Source organism: Segatella copri, from assembly GCF_019127135.1.
In the GTDB taxonomy this organism is placed as follows: domain Bacteria; phylum Bacteroidota; class Bacteroidia; order Bacteroidales; family Bacteroidaceae; genus Prevotella.
This window is the reverse complement of sequence record NZ_JAHOEA010000033.1, coordinates 1-16408: the sequence shown is the minus strand read 5'-3', so window position 1 is coordinate 16408 and position 16408 is coordinate 1. Positions and strand designations below refer to the sequence as shown.

The 16408-nt window shown below is 44.4% G+C and carries 9 protein-coding genes and 1 pseudogene; 4 read left to right on the top strand and 6 right to left on the bottom strand.

Going from position 1 to position 16408, the window contains the following annotated elements; translation table 11 throughout:
- The 3 genes and pseudogenes from KSW37_RS09685 to KSW37_RS16240 form a co-directional block, all read left to right on the top strand.
- A complete protein-coding gene (locus KSW37_RS09685) occupies positions 1-9126 on the top strand; it encodes a SpvB/TcaC N-terminal domain-containing protein (protein ID WP_217314102.1) in 9126 nt (3041 codons plus the stop codon).
- A 59-nt stretch (positions 9127-9185) separates the two neighbouring features.
- Positions 9186-9734, top strand: coding sequence for a hypothetical protein (locus KSW37_RS09680; RefSeq protein ID WP_158462379.1), 549 nt, complete (start codon positions 9186-9188; stop codon positions 9732-9734).
- Between the two features lie 138 nt (positions 9735-9872).
- Positions 9873-10445 (top strand): annotated as a pseudogene (locus KSW37_RS16240) (RHS repeat-associated core domain-containing protein); the annotation flags it as partial.
- 395 nt (positions 10446-10840) lie between these two features.
- On the opposite strand, the gene KSW37_RS16015 reads toward KSW37_RS16240, so the two are convergent.
- The gene (locus tag KSW37_RS16015) at positions 10841-11038 is read right to left on the bottom strand and encodes a hypothetical protein (RefSeq protein WP_254368599.1); all 198 of its coding nucleotides are present in this window, start codon (positions 11036-11038) and stop codon (positions 10841-10843) included.
- Between the two features lie 291 nt (positions 11039-11329).
- Positions 11330-12001: a hypothetical protein gene (locus tag KSW37_RS16010; RefSeq protein ID WP_254368598.1), complete on the bottom strand. Its 672-nt coding sequence runs from the start codon at positions 11999-12001 to the stop codon at positions 11330-11332.
- Positions 12002-12695: 694 nt separating this feature from the next.
- On the opposite strand from KSW37_RS16010, the gene KSW37_RS09665 reads away from it, so the two are divergent.
- Complete coding sequence (locus tag KSW37_RS09665) at positions 12696-13109, top strand: hypothetical protein (RefSeq protein ID WP_007900069.1); 414 nt, start codon at positions 12696-12698, stop codon at positions 13107-13109.
- A gap of 110 nt (positions 13110-13219) precedes the next feature.
- Here the strand turns inward: KSW37_RS09665 and KSW37_RS09660 are convergent, their stop codons facing one another.
- From KSW37_RS09660 to KSW37_RS09645, 4 genes are all read right to left on the bottom strand, one after another.
- Positions 13220-13831: a hypothetical protein gene (locus KSW37_RS09660; RefSeq protein ID WP_228115526.1), complete on the bottom strand. Its 612-nt coding sequence runs from the start codon at positions 13829-13831 to the stop codon at positions 13220-13222.
- Between the two features lie 175 nt (positions 13832-14006).
- Positions 14007-14450, bottom strand: coding sequence for a copper resistance protein NlpE N-terminal domain-containing protein (locus KSW37_RS09655; protein ID WP_254368597.1), 444 nt, complete (start codon positions 14448-14450; stop codon positions 14007-14009).
- 206 nt (positions 14451-14656) lie between these two features.
- Positions 14657-15409, bottom strand: a complete 753-nt coding sequence (locus KSW37_RS09650; protein WP_217314101.1) for a hypothetical protein — start codon at positions 15407-15409, stop codon at positions 14657-14659.
- Between the two features lie 35 nt (positions 15410-15444).
- A complete protein-coding gene (locus KSW37_RS09645; protein WP_217743448.1) occupies positions 15445-16395 on the bottom strand; it encodes a relaxase/mobilization nuclease domain-containing protein in 951 nt (316 codons plus the stop codon).
- Positions 16396-16408: the final 13 nt, after the last annotated feature.

Genomic DNA, 16408 nt, shown 5'->3' with positions numbered 1-16408 from the left:
ATGAAGAATTATATACAGAAGGTGGCGTGGGCATTGGTTTTACTGCTTGCCGCCACACTGTCCCTTTCGGCAAAGGACGGGACAGCCGTGAGAAAACTCTTCAAGAAGGGTGTCTCTGACAGTATCTCCGTAGGAGGTAGCAAACTGGTCGTTCTTCAGAAAGACCTCATTCGGAACAGAAGCCTTTCCGTGAACTCTATCGGAGAGGAGAATGTTCCTGAGCTTGACTTTGCCATGACCAATGTCACGGCAGGAGGACAGGGCTACCGTTTTCTCCCTCACGGAACACACTTCACAGGCGAGGGCGCGACTGTCAAGATAAAGTATGACCGCACGAGAATACCAAGCGGCTATACCGAGGACGACATCCGTACCTATTACTACGACCCGGCCGAGAAGCATTGGGTTGCGTTGGAGCGTGTGCGTGTGGACAAGAAGGAAGAGTGTGTCGTTTCAAAGACGACCCACTTCACCGACATGATCAACGGCGTGATACAGGCCCCGGAGTCACCGCAGACCGAAGGCTTTGCCCCGACGATGATGAACGACATCAAGGCGGCAGACCCGACGGCGAAGCTCAATGTCATTGCGCCTCCAAGCGCAAACAACCGTGGCTCTGCCAACCTGCAGTATCCGTTCGAGATGCCGCCTGCCCGAAACGGCATGCAGCCAAGCCTTGGCTTGCAGTACAGCAGCGAGGGCGGTAGCGGTTGGCTTGGCGAGGGTTGGAACGTCAGCGTGCCAAGCATTACGCTTGACACCCGGTGGGGCGTGCCTCGTTATGACATGTCAAAAGAGACGGAGACTTATCTCTTGTCCGGTTCAATGCTCTCCACCATGGATGACAACGGACAGATGGGAGTCGCACACCGTGGCGAGAAGATGAACAGAAAGGCTGACCGCCAGTTCTACACCCGCCAAGGCGGTGATTTCAGCCGTATCATCCGCAAGGGTGACAGTCCTGCCAACTATTATTGGGAGGTTACAGACAAGCAGGGTGTCAAGTACATCTATGGCGGTGACGGAGCTGTTGTAAAGGGCAATGTCACCGATGCTTCGGGCAATACCCGTGAGGTGATTGCCGAATGGAAGCTGAAACGTGTCGAGGAACTCCACGGTGACTATATAGAATATGTGTATGACATCGTGGATGAGGATGTGCGTGGCGGCTTGAAGGCCAAGGCTGCATATCTGAAGGAGGTTCACGCAGGTAATGCAGGACAGGAACCGCACACCGTTGTACTCTTTGATGGCAACAAGGTTAAGCAGGTAAAGACCAACAATGCCCGCTATGGATTCCTCGCCTCCTCCAACAAGCTGTTGGAGAAAGTGACCGTGAATTTCCAGGGCGAGACATTGCGCAGCTATGCCTTTGACTACAAGGAAGGTGCATTCCACAAGGAAATGCTCACAGGTGTCAGACAGTATGACAACACAGGAAAGGAAGTGGCTTTCCAGAACTTCGACTATTATGATGATGTGCAGGCAGAAAAGGGTTATGTTCCGTTCAAGGACGATTCCGAGAAATGGAACACGCACGATGACGGACTTGACGCAGGTTTCGTCAATCCTTTAAAGACTGTCAGCAAGCGTTTCAGCGACAAGCCTACTGCACTTGGCGGAACGACAAGTTCTTCTGTAAGCGGTTCGTTCTATGCAGGTGTGGGACCTTGGGACGGAAGCAAATGGAAAGGCAATACAATAGGAGGTTCTTACAGCTACTCCAGCGATACCAGCAAGGGACTTTCCGCATTCGTTGACTTGAACGGTGACGGACTTCCTGACAAGGTATATAAGTCTGGTGGTTCCGTATATTATCGTCCACAGGTCAAGACTGACAACGGAGAAGTAGTATATGGTGAGCCTGTCAAGGTAAAGGGCATCAGTAACTTCTCGACAACCAAAAGTTCTACGAACTCTTTCGGTGCGAAAGCCGTTGTCGGTTGGAATGTTCTGACTGCCGTTGTCGGAACGGACAAGTCAACCACTAAGACAAAGACCACTCAGTATTTCAGCGACATCAACGGTGACGGACTTGTTGACCTCGTTTCCAATGGCAAGGTATATTTCAACCATTTGGAGTTTGATCAGTCTGGCAATGCCGTTCCTACATTTACATTGAGCAGTGCCGACACGCCAAGCCCTATCATCTATGGTGGCAAGGTTGACACTTCCGTCATGAAGGTTAGCGAGGATGAGCAGGCGGAAGCCATCAAGAACTCCCCTATGGAGGATATTGTGCGTGTATGGCAAGCGCCAAAGGATGGAACAGTAAGCGTGGCAGGTCAAGTAAACCTTGTCGCTCCTACAGGAGACTATGACGCTGACGAATACCAAAAAGCGGACGGTGTGAGGGTTGCCATTCAAAAGGGTGGCAATGAGCTTTGGAACAAGACTATTGCAAAGGGCGACGGCAGTTCTTATGCCGCTGCAGTCTCTTCTGTTGCCGTCAAGCGAGGTGACAGAATATATTTCCGTGTACAGTCGGGTTCCGAGGAAACAAGCAACGGCTCATTTGACAAGGTGAACTGGTCGCCTACCATTACATACGCTGGCGAATCTAATGTTTTGCCTAACGGGCTTTCTTCAACAGAGTACAAGCCTGAGGATGGTGCCATCTATGATGTGAACACCTCTGCCAATGTGGAGAATGGTTCAAGTGTTGAAGTTCACAGTGTCTTCCACAAGCCTGTAACAACCGACGATGTTGTTCTCAGCATCATCGGCAGCAACGACAAGAAAGACAGTGACGGAAACGACAACCCGAACTATACCAAGAAGACTGTCTTTGCTCGTACATTGAAGGCTGGTGAGGCTTTCAATGGCGATTCACTCAACATCAGTCTGGAGAATACAGAAAAGCTGACCAACTTCAGCTTTGAGATTTCATCTACCTCAAATGTTGATTGGAAGAATATCGGTTGGCAAGCGTCTGTGACTTATAAGGACTCTGCCAATATCGAACAGACGGTAGCCGTTCCTGCACACTACAATACATTTGCAAATGCCTTGGCAGAGGGCAAGCCATACTTGACCACTGCGACCGATACCGTTTTGGTTGTGTCGCCAGTGCTTACCCTTTCTGACAATTCCATCAATGGACAGGTTACTTTGACCGCCAAGACAGAGGATGCACTCATCGGCAAGAAGTCTTTCAACATCGAGAATGGCATTTTGAAAGCCGATACTCTGCGATTTGCAACTATTGCAGGAAAGAACATCTGGTTTGAATACAGCTATCCGGCAGCAATCTCTAATGAAACTGTTACTTCAGCCTCTGTTTCCATTCTGAAAGATGCGGCAGGTCTCGTAACAGAGAATGTGCTTGCTGGATTCTATGCAGAGAATGACAATCTTGGCTTCGGTATGCTTTACCGTGGCTGGGGAGGTTTTGTTTATAACTCGGCAGAGGGCAGATTTGCAAAGCCTATTGACGAGTCATTGCTGAAATTGCCTGAAAACGAGAACGACAAGGTTGACCCTCTCACAATGGCATTCACTCCATTGGGTACAGACCAGACTTCTATGGACAAGTGGGTCGGTCAGCGACAGGACATCTATCTTACTGCAACCGAGGCAAGCACTGCCCGATTGACAGAACAGGACGTACTCCTTACAAATCCTTTGGATAACAATGCGGAGGTGGCAGGACTTGCAGGTGAATATTTGCAGGGTACTGGTGCGGCAGCTGTAAGCCAAGTGGTATCAAGCAAGAGTACCGTTGTGCAAGGTGGTGCACTTGGCATTACCCATAACAATGCAAATGGCAGTTCCAAGACGGAAATTGCCATGATGGATATGAATGGCGACGGATTCCCTGACATCATTGCTGGTGGTACTATCCAATACACCAACTCACAAGGTGGATTGAGTGGAGAAATATACAAGGGTATCGGAGCTAATAACTCAGACAATGCTTCTGAGGCATGGGGATATGGTGGCAATCCAGTAGCTTCTGTGTCTGACATTACAAAACTTATCTCCGGAAGCAAGTCTTCCGCACAGAACCAACAGAGTTCATGGTTGGCTCAATTCTCCATTTCCGGCAGTGCGCCAAAGAATACGGATGAAGCTGTAGAATCGTTCATAGATATCAATGGCGATGGACTACCAGACAAGATTCTTTCCGACAAGAAAGTAAGATTAAATCTGGGCTATGCCTTTACTGAACCTATTGATTGGGGACTTGACCGCATACAGAGTGGTAAGAGCCTTTCTTATAATATTGGCGCAGGTGGCGATGTAAGTCATGACTGGGGAAAATTTGAAGATGAGAAATACCAAGGTATAAACAAGGCTTCCGGTAGCTTCTCAGCAGGCTTTGGTCTCGTAACCTCTGAAAGCGAAGAGGAGTATAATCTTATCGACATCAATTCTGACGGTCTTTCTGACAAGGTATGGAAGAATGGTGACGGTATCACTGTTGCCCTCAATACAGGCAATGGCTTTGACGAGCCTATCAGTTGGAAGGGTGCAAGTGCGCTTAGTGAATCAGCCTCTACATCAGAGTCTGCAAATGCAGCGTTCACTTTGACCATCAACATTCCTGTCATAAGCATCAAGATTTCAACCAACCCTGGTGCTTCCACCTCTCATAGCATCAACCGCCCTACATATTCTTTGCAGGATGTGGACGGTGACGGCTATCTTGACATCGTTGAGTCTGAGAAGGAAAGCGAGTTGAATGTTACACGCTCTGCCATTGGCAGGACAAACATGTTGAAGTCTGTCACCAACTCCTTGGGCGGCACTTTCACACTCGACTATGCGCATACCACTCCTACCTACGGACTTCCTGGTGGCAAGTGGGTAATGTCTGCCCTAACCGTTGATGATGGTATCCATGACGATGGTCCTGTCATGACAACCGCCTTTGAGTACAAGGACGGCAAGCGTGACCGCCATGAACGTGAGTTTCTCGGTTTCGGTGAGGTCATCACCAAGAACCTTGACACGGAGAAAGGCAATTCTGTTTACAGACAGGCTGTTGAGAACTACGATGTTGCCAACTACTACACGCAGGGCAATGTTACCGCCACATCCGTAGAGGATGCCAACGGCAACAAGTACACCGAGACAAAGAACCGTTACGACAGCTACTATCTGACTGCCGACGGTGACAAGTACACATTCGCAAAGCGTGACGTGAACCTTTGGAGTGACCGTGCATCTGCATTCGTACCTCTCCGCTATACGGCAAACTTGCAGTATGAGGGAGCGGCAAACGGTGTGGTTACATCCGAGGCATGGAATGAGTACTACCTCAATGGCTATCATGGTGAGTTGAAGTCCTACAAGTACAGCGACAAGGGCAGTCTTGGCGAGGACGGAAGCGGCAAGTTCGATTATGCAACTGCTATCAAATATACCGACAATGCAAGCAAGCATATCTTCGGACTTCCAATAGATGTTACGGTGACTGGCGGTGACGGCTCACTCTATCACCATGTGACGGCGAAGTATAATACCAACTACGCCAACCACATCACGCAGATTACACAGCAGTTGAATGACGGTGCGGCAGTTACTGATTACAAGTACGACTCTTACGGCAACATCATCCAGAAGACCCTCCCTGCCAACGGCAAGGGACAGCGCATGTGGTACAAGTACCGCTATGAGCCTGAGATGAACATGTATGTTGAGCGTATTGACGATGCGTGGGGTTACCGCAGCGAGCAAGGCAATTTTGACTATCGCTATGGTATTGCCAAGGAGCATCGCGACCTCAACAACTTCTACTATGAGACTGATGTTGACGACCTCGGTCGCATCACTGGCGTGCGTGGTCCTAACGAGTTGGCTACAGGCGTGCCTTATGCCATCGCCTTTGAATATCAGCCTTTGGCTACCTTTGGTGAGAGTGGCATTACCGCTCCTGCATACGCAGTGACCAAGCACTACGACATCCAGCACCCTAACGACGACTTGGAGACCGTTACTTTCGTTGACGGTTTCGGAAGAGCCGTGCAGGTGAAGAAGGACGGTGTTGTGACAAGTGCATCCAAGGGAAACTCTGCCAAGGATGAGAACGTGATGATAGTCAGCGGAAGAAACATGTATGATGCTTTCGGACGTGTGGCAAAGGCCTTCTATCCTACAACGGAAGGAACTGGATCGAAGTCCACATTCAACAAGTCATTTGACAATGTATCTCCAACGGTTACTGTTTATGACGTGCTCGACCGTGCTACCTCAGTGACATTGCCGGACAACTCTACGACAACTACGGCCTATACTGTTGACAACGGCAGTCATGCACTTGTTACAACCGTAACAGACGCACTCCATAATGTCCAGGCTACCCATACCAATGGCAGTGGCAAGACCTTAAAGACCATCCAGAAGAGCGGTCCTGACAGTGAGATTACCACTTCGTTTGAGTATGACGGCATACAGCGTCTTGTTCGTGTTACCGACACGGAGGGCAATGTGACGACCTCTACTTACGACATGGGTGACCGCCGTACTGAGGTGAACCATCCTGCAAGCGGCATCACAAGTTTCACTTATGATGCGCTCGGCAATGTGCTGACCAAGCAGACTGCCAACCTTGCAAAGGAAGGCAAGTTCATCACCTACGATTACGACTATCAGCGTCTGACGGGTATCAACTATCCTGACCACCCGGAGAATAATGTGAAGTATTACTATGGTGGTCGCAACGCTTCTCAGAACCGTATCGGTCGCTTGATGCTCCGTGAGGATGGAACAGGTGCCATCGAATACTTCTATGGCAAGATGGGCGAGGTGACAAAGACCCGCCGCACGATGATTGTGCCTAATCAGGCAATAGCAACCTATGTGACGCAATGGACTTACGACAGCCACAACCGTCTGTTGGAGATGATCTATCCTGATGAGGAGAAGATTACTTACTCTTACAATCTCGGTGGTCAGCTTGAAAAGGTTCATGGCTACAAGTCTTACGGCTACGACTATGTGAGCAAGATAGGCTATGACAAGTTTGAGCAGCGCACATACTTGAAGTATTGCAACGGTGCAGAGACCTTCTACACCTACGACCCACAGCGTCGCAGATTGCAGAACCTCACGGTGAACAGTGGTGGAAACACCATCATGGATAACGCCTACACTTACGATGCGGTGAGCAATGTGCTCAGCGTGGTAAACGGTGCATCAGTTCCACAGAGTGGAAAGGCTGGCGGACAGATGGCGCATACCTATACATACGATGCTCTTTACCGTCTTGTAAGCGCAACAGGTACTTATACAGGTGCGGACAACAAGACCGCAAGCTACACCCTTGCAATGGGCTACGACAACATGCACCGTATCACATCGAAGCGTCAGATTCTCACGCAGAACAATGTGCAGTTTAACGGCACATTGAATGCAGGTTATGATTTGTCATACACTTATGGAACTGACACAGGCAAGAGATTCCAACTCGCCAATGTGAAGGATGTGAACTACCGCACAGAGGAGACGCCTTCGGAGAGTGAGAATGTGAACAACAATCATGCCTATGAGTATGATGCCAATGGTAATCTTGTTTATGTCAATACAAGCCGTACAAAGAAGGACGGCGTGGCTGACGAGAAGACCGCAGAGCGCAAACTCAAATGGGATGAGGAGAACCGTCTCCTTGCTTCTGATGATAACGGCTTTGTGACCAACTATTGGTATGATGCTGACGGTGAGCGCACAGTGAAGACTTCTGGCGAAAGTGACCAAGTGTATGTAAACTCCGAGTTTGCTGGAGGTCGCACGAACACCGCCAAGTTCTCACTCTATGTATCACCTTATCTCGTTGCTAACCAAGGCGGACGCTACACCAAGCACATCTATATCGGTAGCCAGCGTGTCGTTTCCAAGATTGGTGACTTTGACTCTTACGGTTCTGACCCACGCCGCATCCAGTATGCAGGTAGTGAGACTGATGGCTTGTCTGTTGATTATAAGGTTAAATATACTCAACAGTTGCAGGCTATCAAGGATAATTATGCAACCTTTGCAGTGCCGTACAATGGCGAGGACAACAACGACTATGTGGACGGCAAGGGCTTCTGCTGCAATGACGGCAGCTTGGAGGCTGCGCAAGCACGTGTAATGGCAAGAGCAATGAAGAACAATTTCCAAGAAGGCGATACATACGAGAAGATGCAGTTCTACTACCACCCAGACCATTTGGGTAACAGTAGTTACATCACCAACCTTGACGGCGAGGTGGTGCAACACATTGAGTATGTACCTTTCGGTGAAGTGTTCGTTGAGGAGCGCAACAACATCTGGAATACACCTTATCTTTTCAATGCGAAGGAATTCGATGAGGAGACAGGTTTGTATTACTATGGGGCAAGGTACTATGAACCGAAGCTTAGTCAATTCCTTAGTGTGGATAGATATTCTGAAAATTATCCCAATTTTAATCCATATTCATATGTTGGAAATAACCCGATTAAATATATAGATGTAAATGGGGACAGCATTGTAATTAATAATCGAGGATATGTTAATTACTATAATCCTAACGACCCAGATACAAGAGTATTCTTAAACAATAGGTGTATTGGTTCGCTTGGATCCACTATTAATGCTAATGGATGGTTTGACAATTTGCTTTCTGATAATGCAAAAGAATCTGACGATTTGTTCTCGCCACTTACTTTTAAAAACTATGTTCAGCAATATGGAAAGTGGGATTATAAATACCGAAGTCCAGCTAACAAAAACTCTGAAACCAGTTCTATGAAATATCATATTCTTGGTATAGCATTTTATAGAAAAGATAAAAGTAAAGGTTTAGGAGATTTACCTGAAACTTATTTCTTGTTTAGGAACAATCCTAAAGCCAGGGCTGAAGATTTGAATAATTTCCATTTTGGAGTAGTAGGCAAAAGTTTCTGGATGTTCTCTGAAGAATTTATGTTGAAGACAGCAGGGGCTGTCGAAATGCAAAAATGGGCTGAAGATTACAAATTGGGCAAGAGACCAACTCCTTATGTACCAGAATCATGGCGACCGATTATAGTTACCGGTTATTATCCAAGTGTTATGGGAGGAGGCCCTATTTATGAAATTGGTTGGCCTTATGGAGATAATCCGAAAGATAGCAGATGGATTATTAGAGGCTTTAATTATTATAAGTCTCATATGAAATAATTTTTAAATAATTTCTCTGAAGGAATATCATTCCTTCAGAGAAATTTAAAATAACAGGTATGAAATATTTAATGCAAATATTACTTGGTTTAATACTTTTACAACTGCTGCAATCATGTGATTACAGTAAGAGTCGCGATGTGTTGTGGATGAAAAAAAATTTTGAAAATAATGCAGAGCTTTTTTTTGATGTTACTAATTTGTTTAATAACTCTATTCCAATAAATTTAAAAAAAGAAAATTATGTTACTTTTAATATTAATGATAAAAATAATAGTGTTGATATTATTATAATAAGCAAAAAAGTAATTAATGGAGAAAGAGTCACTCAAAAAGCTAACTCACAAAGGTTAGATAACAAGAATTTTAATCTATTATTGAAAAACTTAGGATGGAACTATTCAAAAGTTGATTCAATACGAAATATGTTACAGAGGATAAAATGCAATACCATTAGAACCGTTGATTATAAATATTTTGATATTGAAATTTATAATAGCTCTAATTTATCGTATTCATATTTACATCTCAAACATAGTATAGAGTACCATAATATTAAAACAATATCAAATAACTCTAAATATGGTAATTTGTTTTCCATTCTGTAACTAATAGCTTGTAGCCGAATAATAAAAGAAAGCAATTGCAAGCGTGTAAAAAAAGAGTATCACGGCATTATATTGAAACAATGTCGTGATACTCTTTAATCTGTATTCTGATAACTATCTATTTGCGTCAACAATTTTAGCACTTCTATTGGTCATGCCTACGAGTATGATGCCAACGGAAACCTCATTTATGTCAATACAAGCCGTACAAAGAAGGATGGCATGGCTGACGAGAAGACCACGGAACGCAAACTCAAATGGGATGAGGAGAACCGTCTCCTTGCTTCTGATGACAATGGCTTCGTGACTAACTACTGGTATGATGCTGACGGAGAGCGTACGGTGAAGACATCAGGCGAGAGTGACCAAGTTTATGTGAACTCAGAGTTTGCTGGCGGTCGCACAAATACAGCCAAGTTCTCTCTTTACGTTAGTCCATATTTGGTTGCCAACGAAGGCGGACGCTATACCAAGCACATCTATATTGGTAGCCAGCGTGTAGTCAGCAAGATTGGAAACTTTGACTCTTACGGTTCAGACCCACGCCGCATCCAGTATGCAGGTAGCGAGACTGATGGACTTTCTGTTGACTATAAGGTTAAATATGCTGAGCAGTTGCAGGTTATCAAGGATAATTATGCAACCTTTGCAGTGCCGTACAATGGCGAGGACAACAACGACTATGTGGACGGCAAGGGCTTCTACGGCAATGCCGTCATAATAGGCGAACGTGAAGACATCGCTTCCGCTGCCGTCTGCATCCCAGAATATGTTTCTGAAAACGGTCTTTCCTCTGGCAATGTCCGGTTTGGAGCATCTGACGTTGCTATTACTGCCTGTGTCAAACTCACCTTCTCCGCTTGGGTCAATAAGCATGACGGTACGCTTGCGGCTGTAATCGGCAAACTCCTTGCTTGGCATGAGGTCGTAACTGAGTTCTGCAAAGCTACCAATATCGCCGATGCCTCCTGTACGCAATCCATATAAATCCAACGGCACATCCGATGTTTCGGTTCTGACGATGCCCATGCTTGCATCCGTTGAATTTGATTCGGGAATGGTGATGCTTCTTGTGGCACTTCCGATGCCGTCAATGCGCAGATATATTACTTTACCTTCTTTGCGTATGGAGATGTCTGTTCCGTCAACATCTGTTGCTGTGGTTGCTTTTGAAACAACTCCGTCAGTGATGGCATACACATTGCCATCGTTGCCAAACCTAAATCCGTATTTACAGGTGTTTCCGCCATTGCCAGCAAAGCCCATGTCAAAGGTCGGATGGCTTGTCGGACAAGTAAACTCAAACGCTCCGCCACCTTCTGCAAAGGCTGGAGTTACGGCGTATGCACCAGATGCAGCCGCTTCTTGTGTTAGGTTGTCGATAAAGCCGTTCTTGAACACTTCAAGTCCTTGTCCTATCCATCGTGTCATTGTGCTGTCTGGTGAGGAAGGCACATTAGTCTTAATCATCCACGTGCGCTTCAAAACATGCCACAGAGAATCGGTAGGAGATGTTTATGTCGCAAGCGATGCGTTATCGTCCCCCCAGAATGTATATCCCTCGTCCGGCATTGCGTTTCCTGCCTCACGTCCCATCACAAGCAGGCGTGATGCCGAAGACAGGTTGTAAGGATTGGAGTCATAATAGGTCCATTGTCCTTCAATGCCGAATACATGTGACTTTCCTCATACGAGGTTGTTGAGAGAGGTTGAATGAGACTGCCAGCTGCATCTGTGCCGAAAGCGGTAACACGGTGGTGGTAGGCTTCATTCTCCGCAATGTCCCATAGCAGGTTACCCTCACTATCAAGGTATGAGCCTTTCAAGGTGATTCCATACTTGACTGCCAGATAACTTTCCACCTGTTTGCGCTCCTGCGGTGTCAGCATCCTGCCGAACACGATGAGCTCAGGCGCATATCCCTTGAAGGTATTGTTGCCGAACTGCGAGGCTGTGAAAACAGTGCCGTAGTTGCTTGCAGAGTAAGGAGTGCCAAGCAAGACGGTCGAGTTAGAGTTGTCACCCCACAACGATGTCGATGGACTGTTGACCTTGAAATAGGAAACCACCCGAAGAGCACTTTCCTTGAAACCATTCTCAGAAAGGGAATCGCTTGACTGGTAAAGAAGATCCTCGCCTGTAGTAGAGCCATAATCCAAAGGCTCCGTTCCCGCACTTCTTGCCACCTTGTCCTTGCTGAGAATGGCTCCGTCATTCCTGCGTCCGTCAATGCCCAAGAGCACCATATCGTTTCCAATGGCTGCCAAATCGGGAGCAAAGACACCGACAACGGTAGCCTGCGACAGGTTACAGCGTTTAAAGCTGGCACTTAGACTGCGGAAGCCGTCAGAGAGCCAAAGATTTGGATTGAAATTAAAGTAATGAACTGAGCTTTGCGGAATCGTTAGCTCCGACTTGGTGCCCTGGTTTGTCCATCAGCATCAGCCGTATGGAGTCACCCGAGAAATCCTGCCAACGATAGTAGCCTTGCAGGTCAGTGGTCAAGGGAGCCACCTTGAACCAAAGTTCGCTTCCATCAACTCCGCCTGGTGTTTGGGCTGAGTTGCCAAGAGAGACACCCAACAACAATAACAAGGTGAGTTTTCTCATTTTGTAGTCAATTTGTAGATTTTAAGCTAAACACAATGCGAATAGACTCTGCCACAAGGGAGAGAATGACGAGAGGAAAAGGTCTGTCAAGAAAAGAAAGACAATAGTCGTTTTTTCATGAAGTCCCATAACTAATGTGGAAAGTCAATAGACAATACCACCCAAAAAACGACACAAAGATACAAAATTGACACGAAATATATGTAAAATATTTATAAAATCTTATAAATATACTAAATATTATATCTTTTTTCTACACAAAAAGCTATTTTACAGAGAACTTTTCTTATTTCATAAATATTTTATGTATTTTTGTAAAATTGAATTAGTATCTTATTGTAAAATTGTGGTATGAAAAAAATATTGATTATTATAGCGGTATTATTATTTTTACAAGCCAGTGCTCAAGGGTATCGTAGTTGTGAAGATAAGCAGTTGCTTGTATCAAAATTAAGCCATATCTGTAAATATCCTATAAAGCTTCAAGCCAGTAACCAAGAGGCAATTGTTGCTATTGAATATAAAACAGATAACAAGGGAAATGTTGTCAAAAGAAAAGTTGTGGATTGCAACAATAAAAAATTCAAGAGTGCAACATTGGAGGCTTTTGATAAAGTAAAGAATATCCGAATTAATAAACTTCAACAAACAGACACCATTTATTTTCAGTATAAAATACAAGGTTCACTGACCCCGATCCATCCTCTTACAGATGTTGAAATTATTGGTTATGGAAGTTATGACATACCTATATTGATGAAATAGTTTAAGTATTTTTATAAATAATCAAAGAGTCCTGGATATTTTTATAACATCCATGACTCTTTGGTTTAAAATATATAGAGTTTCAACTGCATCTTTCTAAGCTATACATTTTACTTTTTTGTAATAATTCTAGGGTCATATATTTCAGTAAAAGCCGCCTTGTTATTTTCGCCACCAAGAACAGGATCATAATATATGAATTTCCCCGCATCTGCATCAACTCCCAATAAAACAACGGCATGACTTCTATCGCTCCCCAATCTACAGCAAGCTATTTTACCATTGGCTATTTCGTTTATCAGGTAAGCTTGGCTATAAGGATATGTAGCCGTAAACCAATTGTTTAATGCGGCATCCCAATCAGACGTATTTAAGGCTATTCCTGTGATGTTGCCATTTCTGTCTCTTTGAACCTTGTCTCCGAAATATCTCACAATTTCATTCTTTGAGATGTTCTCGTTAAAATGATTTCCACAATATTGTATCGCACCGATAACACATTCTCCATTTAATACTTCTCGAGTTGCTCGTGTTGTATTGAAAAGAGACTGAATAGGCTTGTCTTTATACATTTCATAAAGACATTGCAACTTTTGTTCTGTCTGTTGCTCCATTGAAGTTTTGCTATACATCACTTCTTCTGGCGAATCATTTTGACAACTCACAACAGAAAATAGTAAGCATGCAAAAACTGTGATTTTTAATAATCTTTTAAGTTTCATATACACCATATTATGTTAATTACTAAATCTGCTCGCAAAAATATAGCAAATCCTTGATAAAAATATATTTTATGCAAGATTTTTCTAAGGAAAAGCTAATTTTTAACACAATAATACGATATAAGTTATGTATATGTAACTATATTCTGATATTAATTCAAAAATGAAGTCCATTTTATTTTTTCAAGATATATAATTTAGAGTCTCTTGCTTTTGGCTCATTCCCAAACGAATCTATCAGAATAATACCGCTGTCATTCTTCACCTTATAAAATATGTTGTCACCACTTGACGGATGTTCAAGCATCAAAATACTGCCGTCAATTACTTTGAAGATGCCATTCAACACTTCACAACTATCCGATTCGTTCGCAGATTTCCGCTTCAAACTATAGGTGCCATCTGCATTTAGCGTGAGTATTGTTTCAACATTAGGAGGCAATACACCGCAATATGTTCCTGCAATGGAATCCAAGTCAACACTGTTTTCTAAGACTGCCGTATATTCTTCGACTTTAACAGGATCAATATCGGCATCATTTTGTTTCGTGTAGTATAAGATATAAGATGCAACAAATGAGATAACCAAAACTGCTATAATTATCAATTTCCTCTTCATAGCTACCATAAAAGAAAAAGTGTCCGCAATGTCAAGCAAGTGGCATCACGGACGCGAATGAACAGTTGAGAGTTAATGAAAAGTCAGTATTCTGCTATGTTGCTGATGCATGGACAAGTTCTTGCACTATCAAACACGATACGGAGACCGTTCGTCTTTACTTTATCGAAGCGAAGGATGTGCTTGTAGCCGATGACCGTTGTCTATTATTTCTTATTAATTTTCTTTTTAATTTCATTTGCCTCTTTAAATAGGCTATTAGCAATGCTATCTTTAATTGCTGCCATCTGTATCATTTCGGTATGGTAGCGAATTGAGTCCTCGTAAGTATTTACATGAGCTCTCACTTTCTCTATAACTTCTTTATTAGGACATACAGAGAAGTTCTTTTCGATGTATCGAACATTGGGGTCGTCAGATGGAAGAACCATCTTCAATGCCCGATACTTCAAGTCTGCCTCCTCCCAATCTTGGTGCTCTCGCCATTGGGTAAGATTGCCCCAAATGGATATGACAAGTGACAGAGCCATGCCAACAATGAAAAGAAGAACATACTTTGAAGTTGGCTCGAAGCAATGGGTGACAATCTTCTTTTGAGGTGTATTACCCATTGCGTGAAGTTTGTCCTGCACAACTTTTGATGTGGCGTTTTGCTCTTGCTTCAACTGACTAATGGTATCAAACAAGAGTTTGCTTCGCTGTTCATCTTTACTTATTTCTTTCTTGGTAAGGTCGGTAAAGATGCAGATAGCCTCTCTTAATTTTGCCATTTTTCCAATAGTTTCCTCTTCTTTTGCAGATACAGAAAGGATGGCTTTTTCAAGTTTCCTTGTGTCAATACTTGCAGGGCTGAGAACTGTTTCCGCTCCTGCGTTCTTTGGTGAAGCAGAAAGTTCATCAACCTTCTGCTCCAATCTCTCAACTGTGCCGTAGATGGCTTCCAATAGTTCTTCTTTCATCTTTCTTTTGTTGTTTGAATGGTTTGTAACTTGCATCAAAGGCTAAAGCCTCTTCTGCGTTTTTTCTTTTTCTTCTTGGCTGATTCATCCTCAGGGAAAGACTCAAAGGTCTGTGCATTGGCAGGAGCAAAGAGTCCTATGGAAGAAATACCATTCCATGGGTTCAGGCTGCTCTCCGACATGAATGGCAACAGCTCGTCCTTGAAACAACCTTGCTCATATTGTTGAGTAGAACTGGCTCTTGCTGATAAATGGTTCTCCATTACCTTAAATCTCGCATTCAGTTTGCCAAAGCTATAGTCTCGGCTAATCTGCGTACCCTTGAAGCTATATCCATCATTGCTGAAACGGATGCCTTGTACCTTGGTTCTCTCCTTGTCCTTATAAACAAGCTCCAAGCAAACACCTCGTTTTGCAAGTTCATTCTTGAACTTCTGCCAGCTATCTGCAACTTTTAAGGCATCATTGACTGCATTGTGAATCTCGTATTTTGCATGCTCCGCATTGCGCAATTTGCGAGTGTTAGTCTTGCTCTTGTCAGTTCCGTAAGTCAATCCATACTTGGATTTTAGAGCCTTGGTCACTTGCTCATTACGCCTGTAATCGTGGGCGTCTGATATGAGTTTGCCCTCATTGTTGATGCGGTTATACACGATATGACAATGTGGATTGTCCGTGTTGTGATGCCTTACGATAATGAATTGGGTATCGGTGATGCCCATCATCTGCATGTATTCAAGGGCTATCTTAGCCATGAACTCATCCGTCAAACGTGGCTTGTCCTCGGGTTTGAAGCTCAATGCAATGTGTCCCACAGGCTTCTTAATCCTTGGATTTAGCTGCCTCTGTAGCTCGAAACTTTGCGTTATCTCGGCATTCGTGCCGAGTAACACACCATCCGAGGCGATGATTTTCGCCTCGTCCTTGCCTGTAACATAGCGGATGCAACCACCAAATGAGCTGCCCTTCTTTAGCTTGCCTATCATGTGGTATCCTCCT

Bases quoted from the DNA above. Each gene is read 5' to 3' on its own strand.
- KSW37_RS09685 (WP_217314102.1), top strand. From the start codon at position 1: ATGAAGAATTATATACAGAAGGTGGCGTGGGCATTGGTTTTACTGCTT.
- KSW37_RS09680 (WP_158462379.1), top strand. From the start codon at position 9,186: ATGAAATATTTAATGCAAATATTACTTGGTTTAATACTTTTACAACTG.
- KSW37_RS09665 (WP_007900069.1), top strand. From the start codon at position 12,696: ATGAAAAAAATATTGATTATTATAGCGGTATTATTATTTTTACAAGCC.
- KSW37_RS09660 (WP_228115526.1), bottom strand. From the start codon at position 13,831: ATGAAACTTAAAAGATTATTAAAAATCACAGTTTTTGCATGCTTACTA.
- KSW37_RS09655 (WP_254368597.1), bottom strand. From the start codon at position 14,450: ATGAAGAGGAAATTGATAATTATAGCAGTTTTGGTTATCTCATTTGTT.
- KSW37_RS09650 (WP_217314101.1), bottom strand. From the start codon at position 15,409: ATGAAAGAAGAACTATTGGAAGCCATCTACGGCACAGTTGAGAGATTG.
- KSW37_RS09645 (WP_217743448.1), bottom strand. From the start codon at position 16,395: ATGATAGGCAAGCTAAAGAAGGGCAGCTCATTTGGTGGTTGCATCCGC.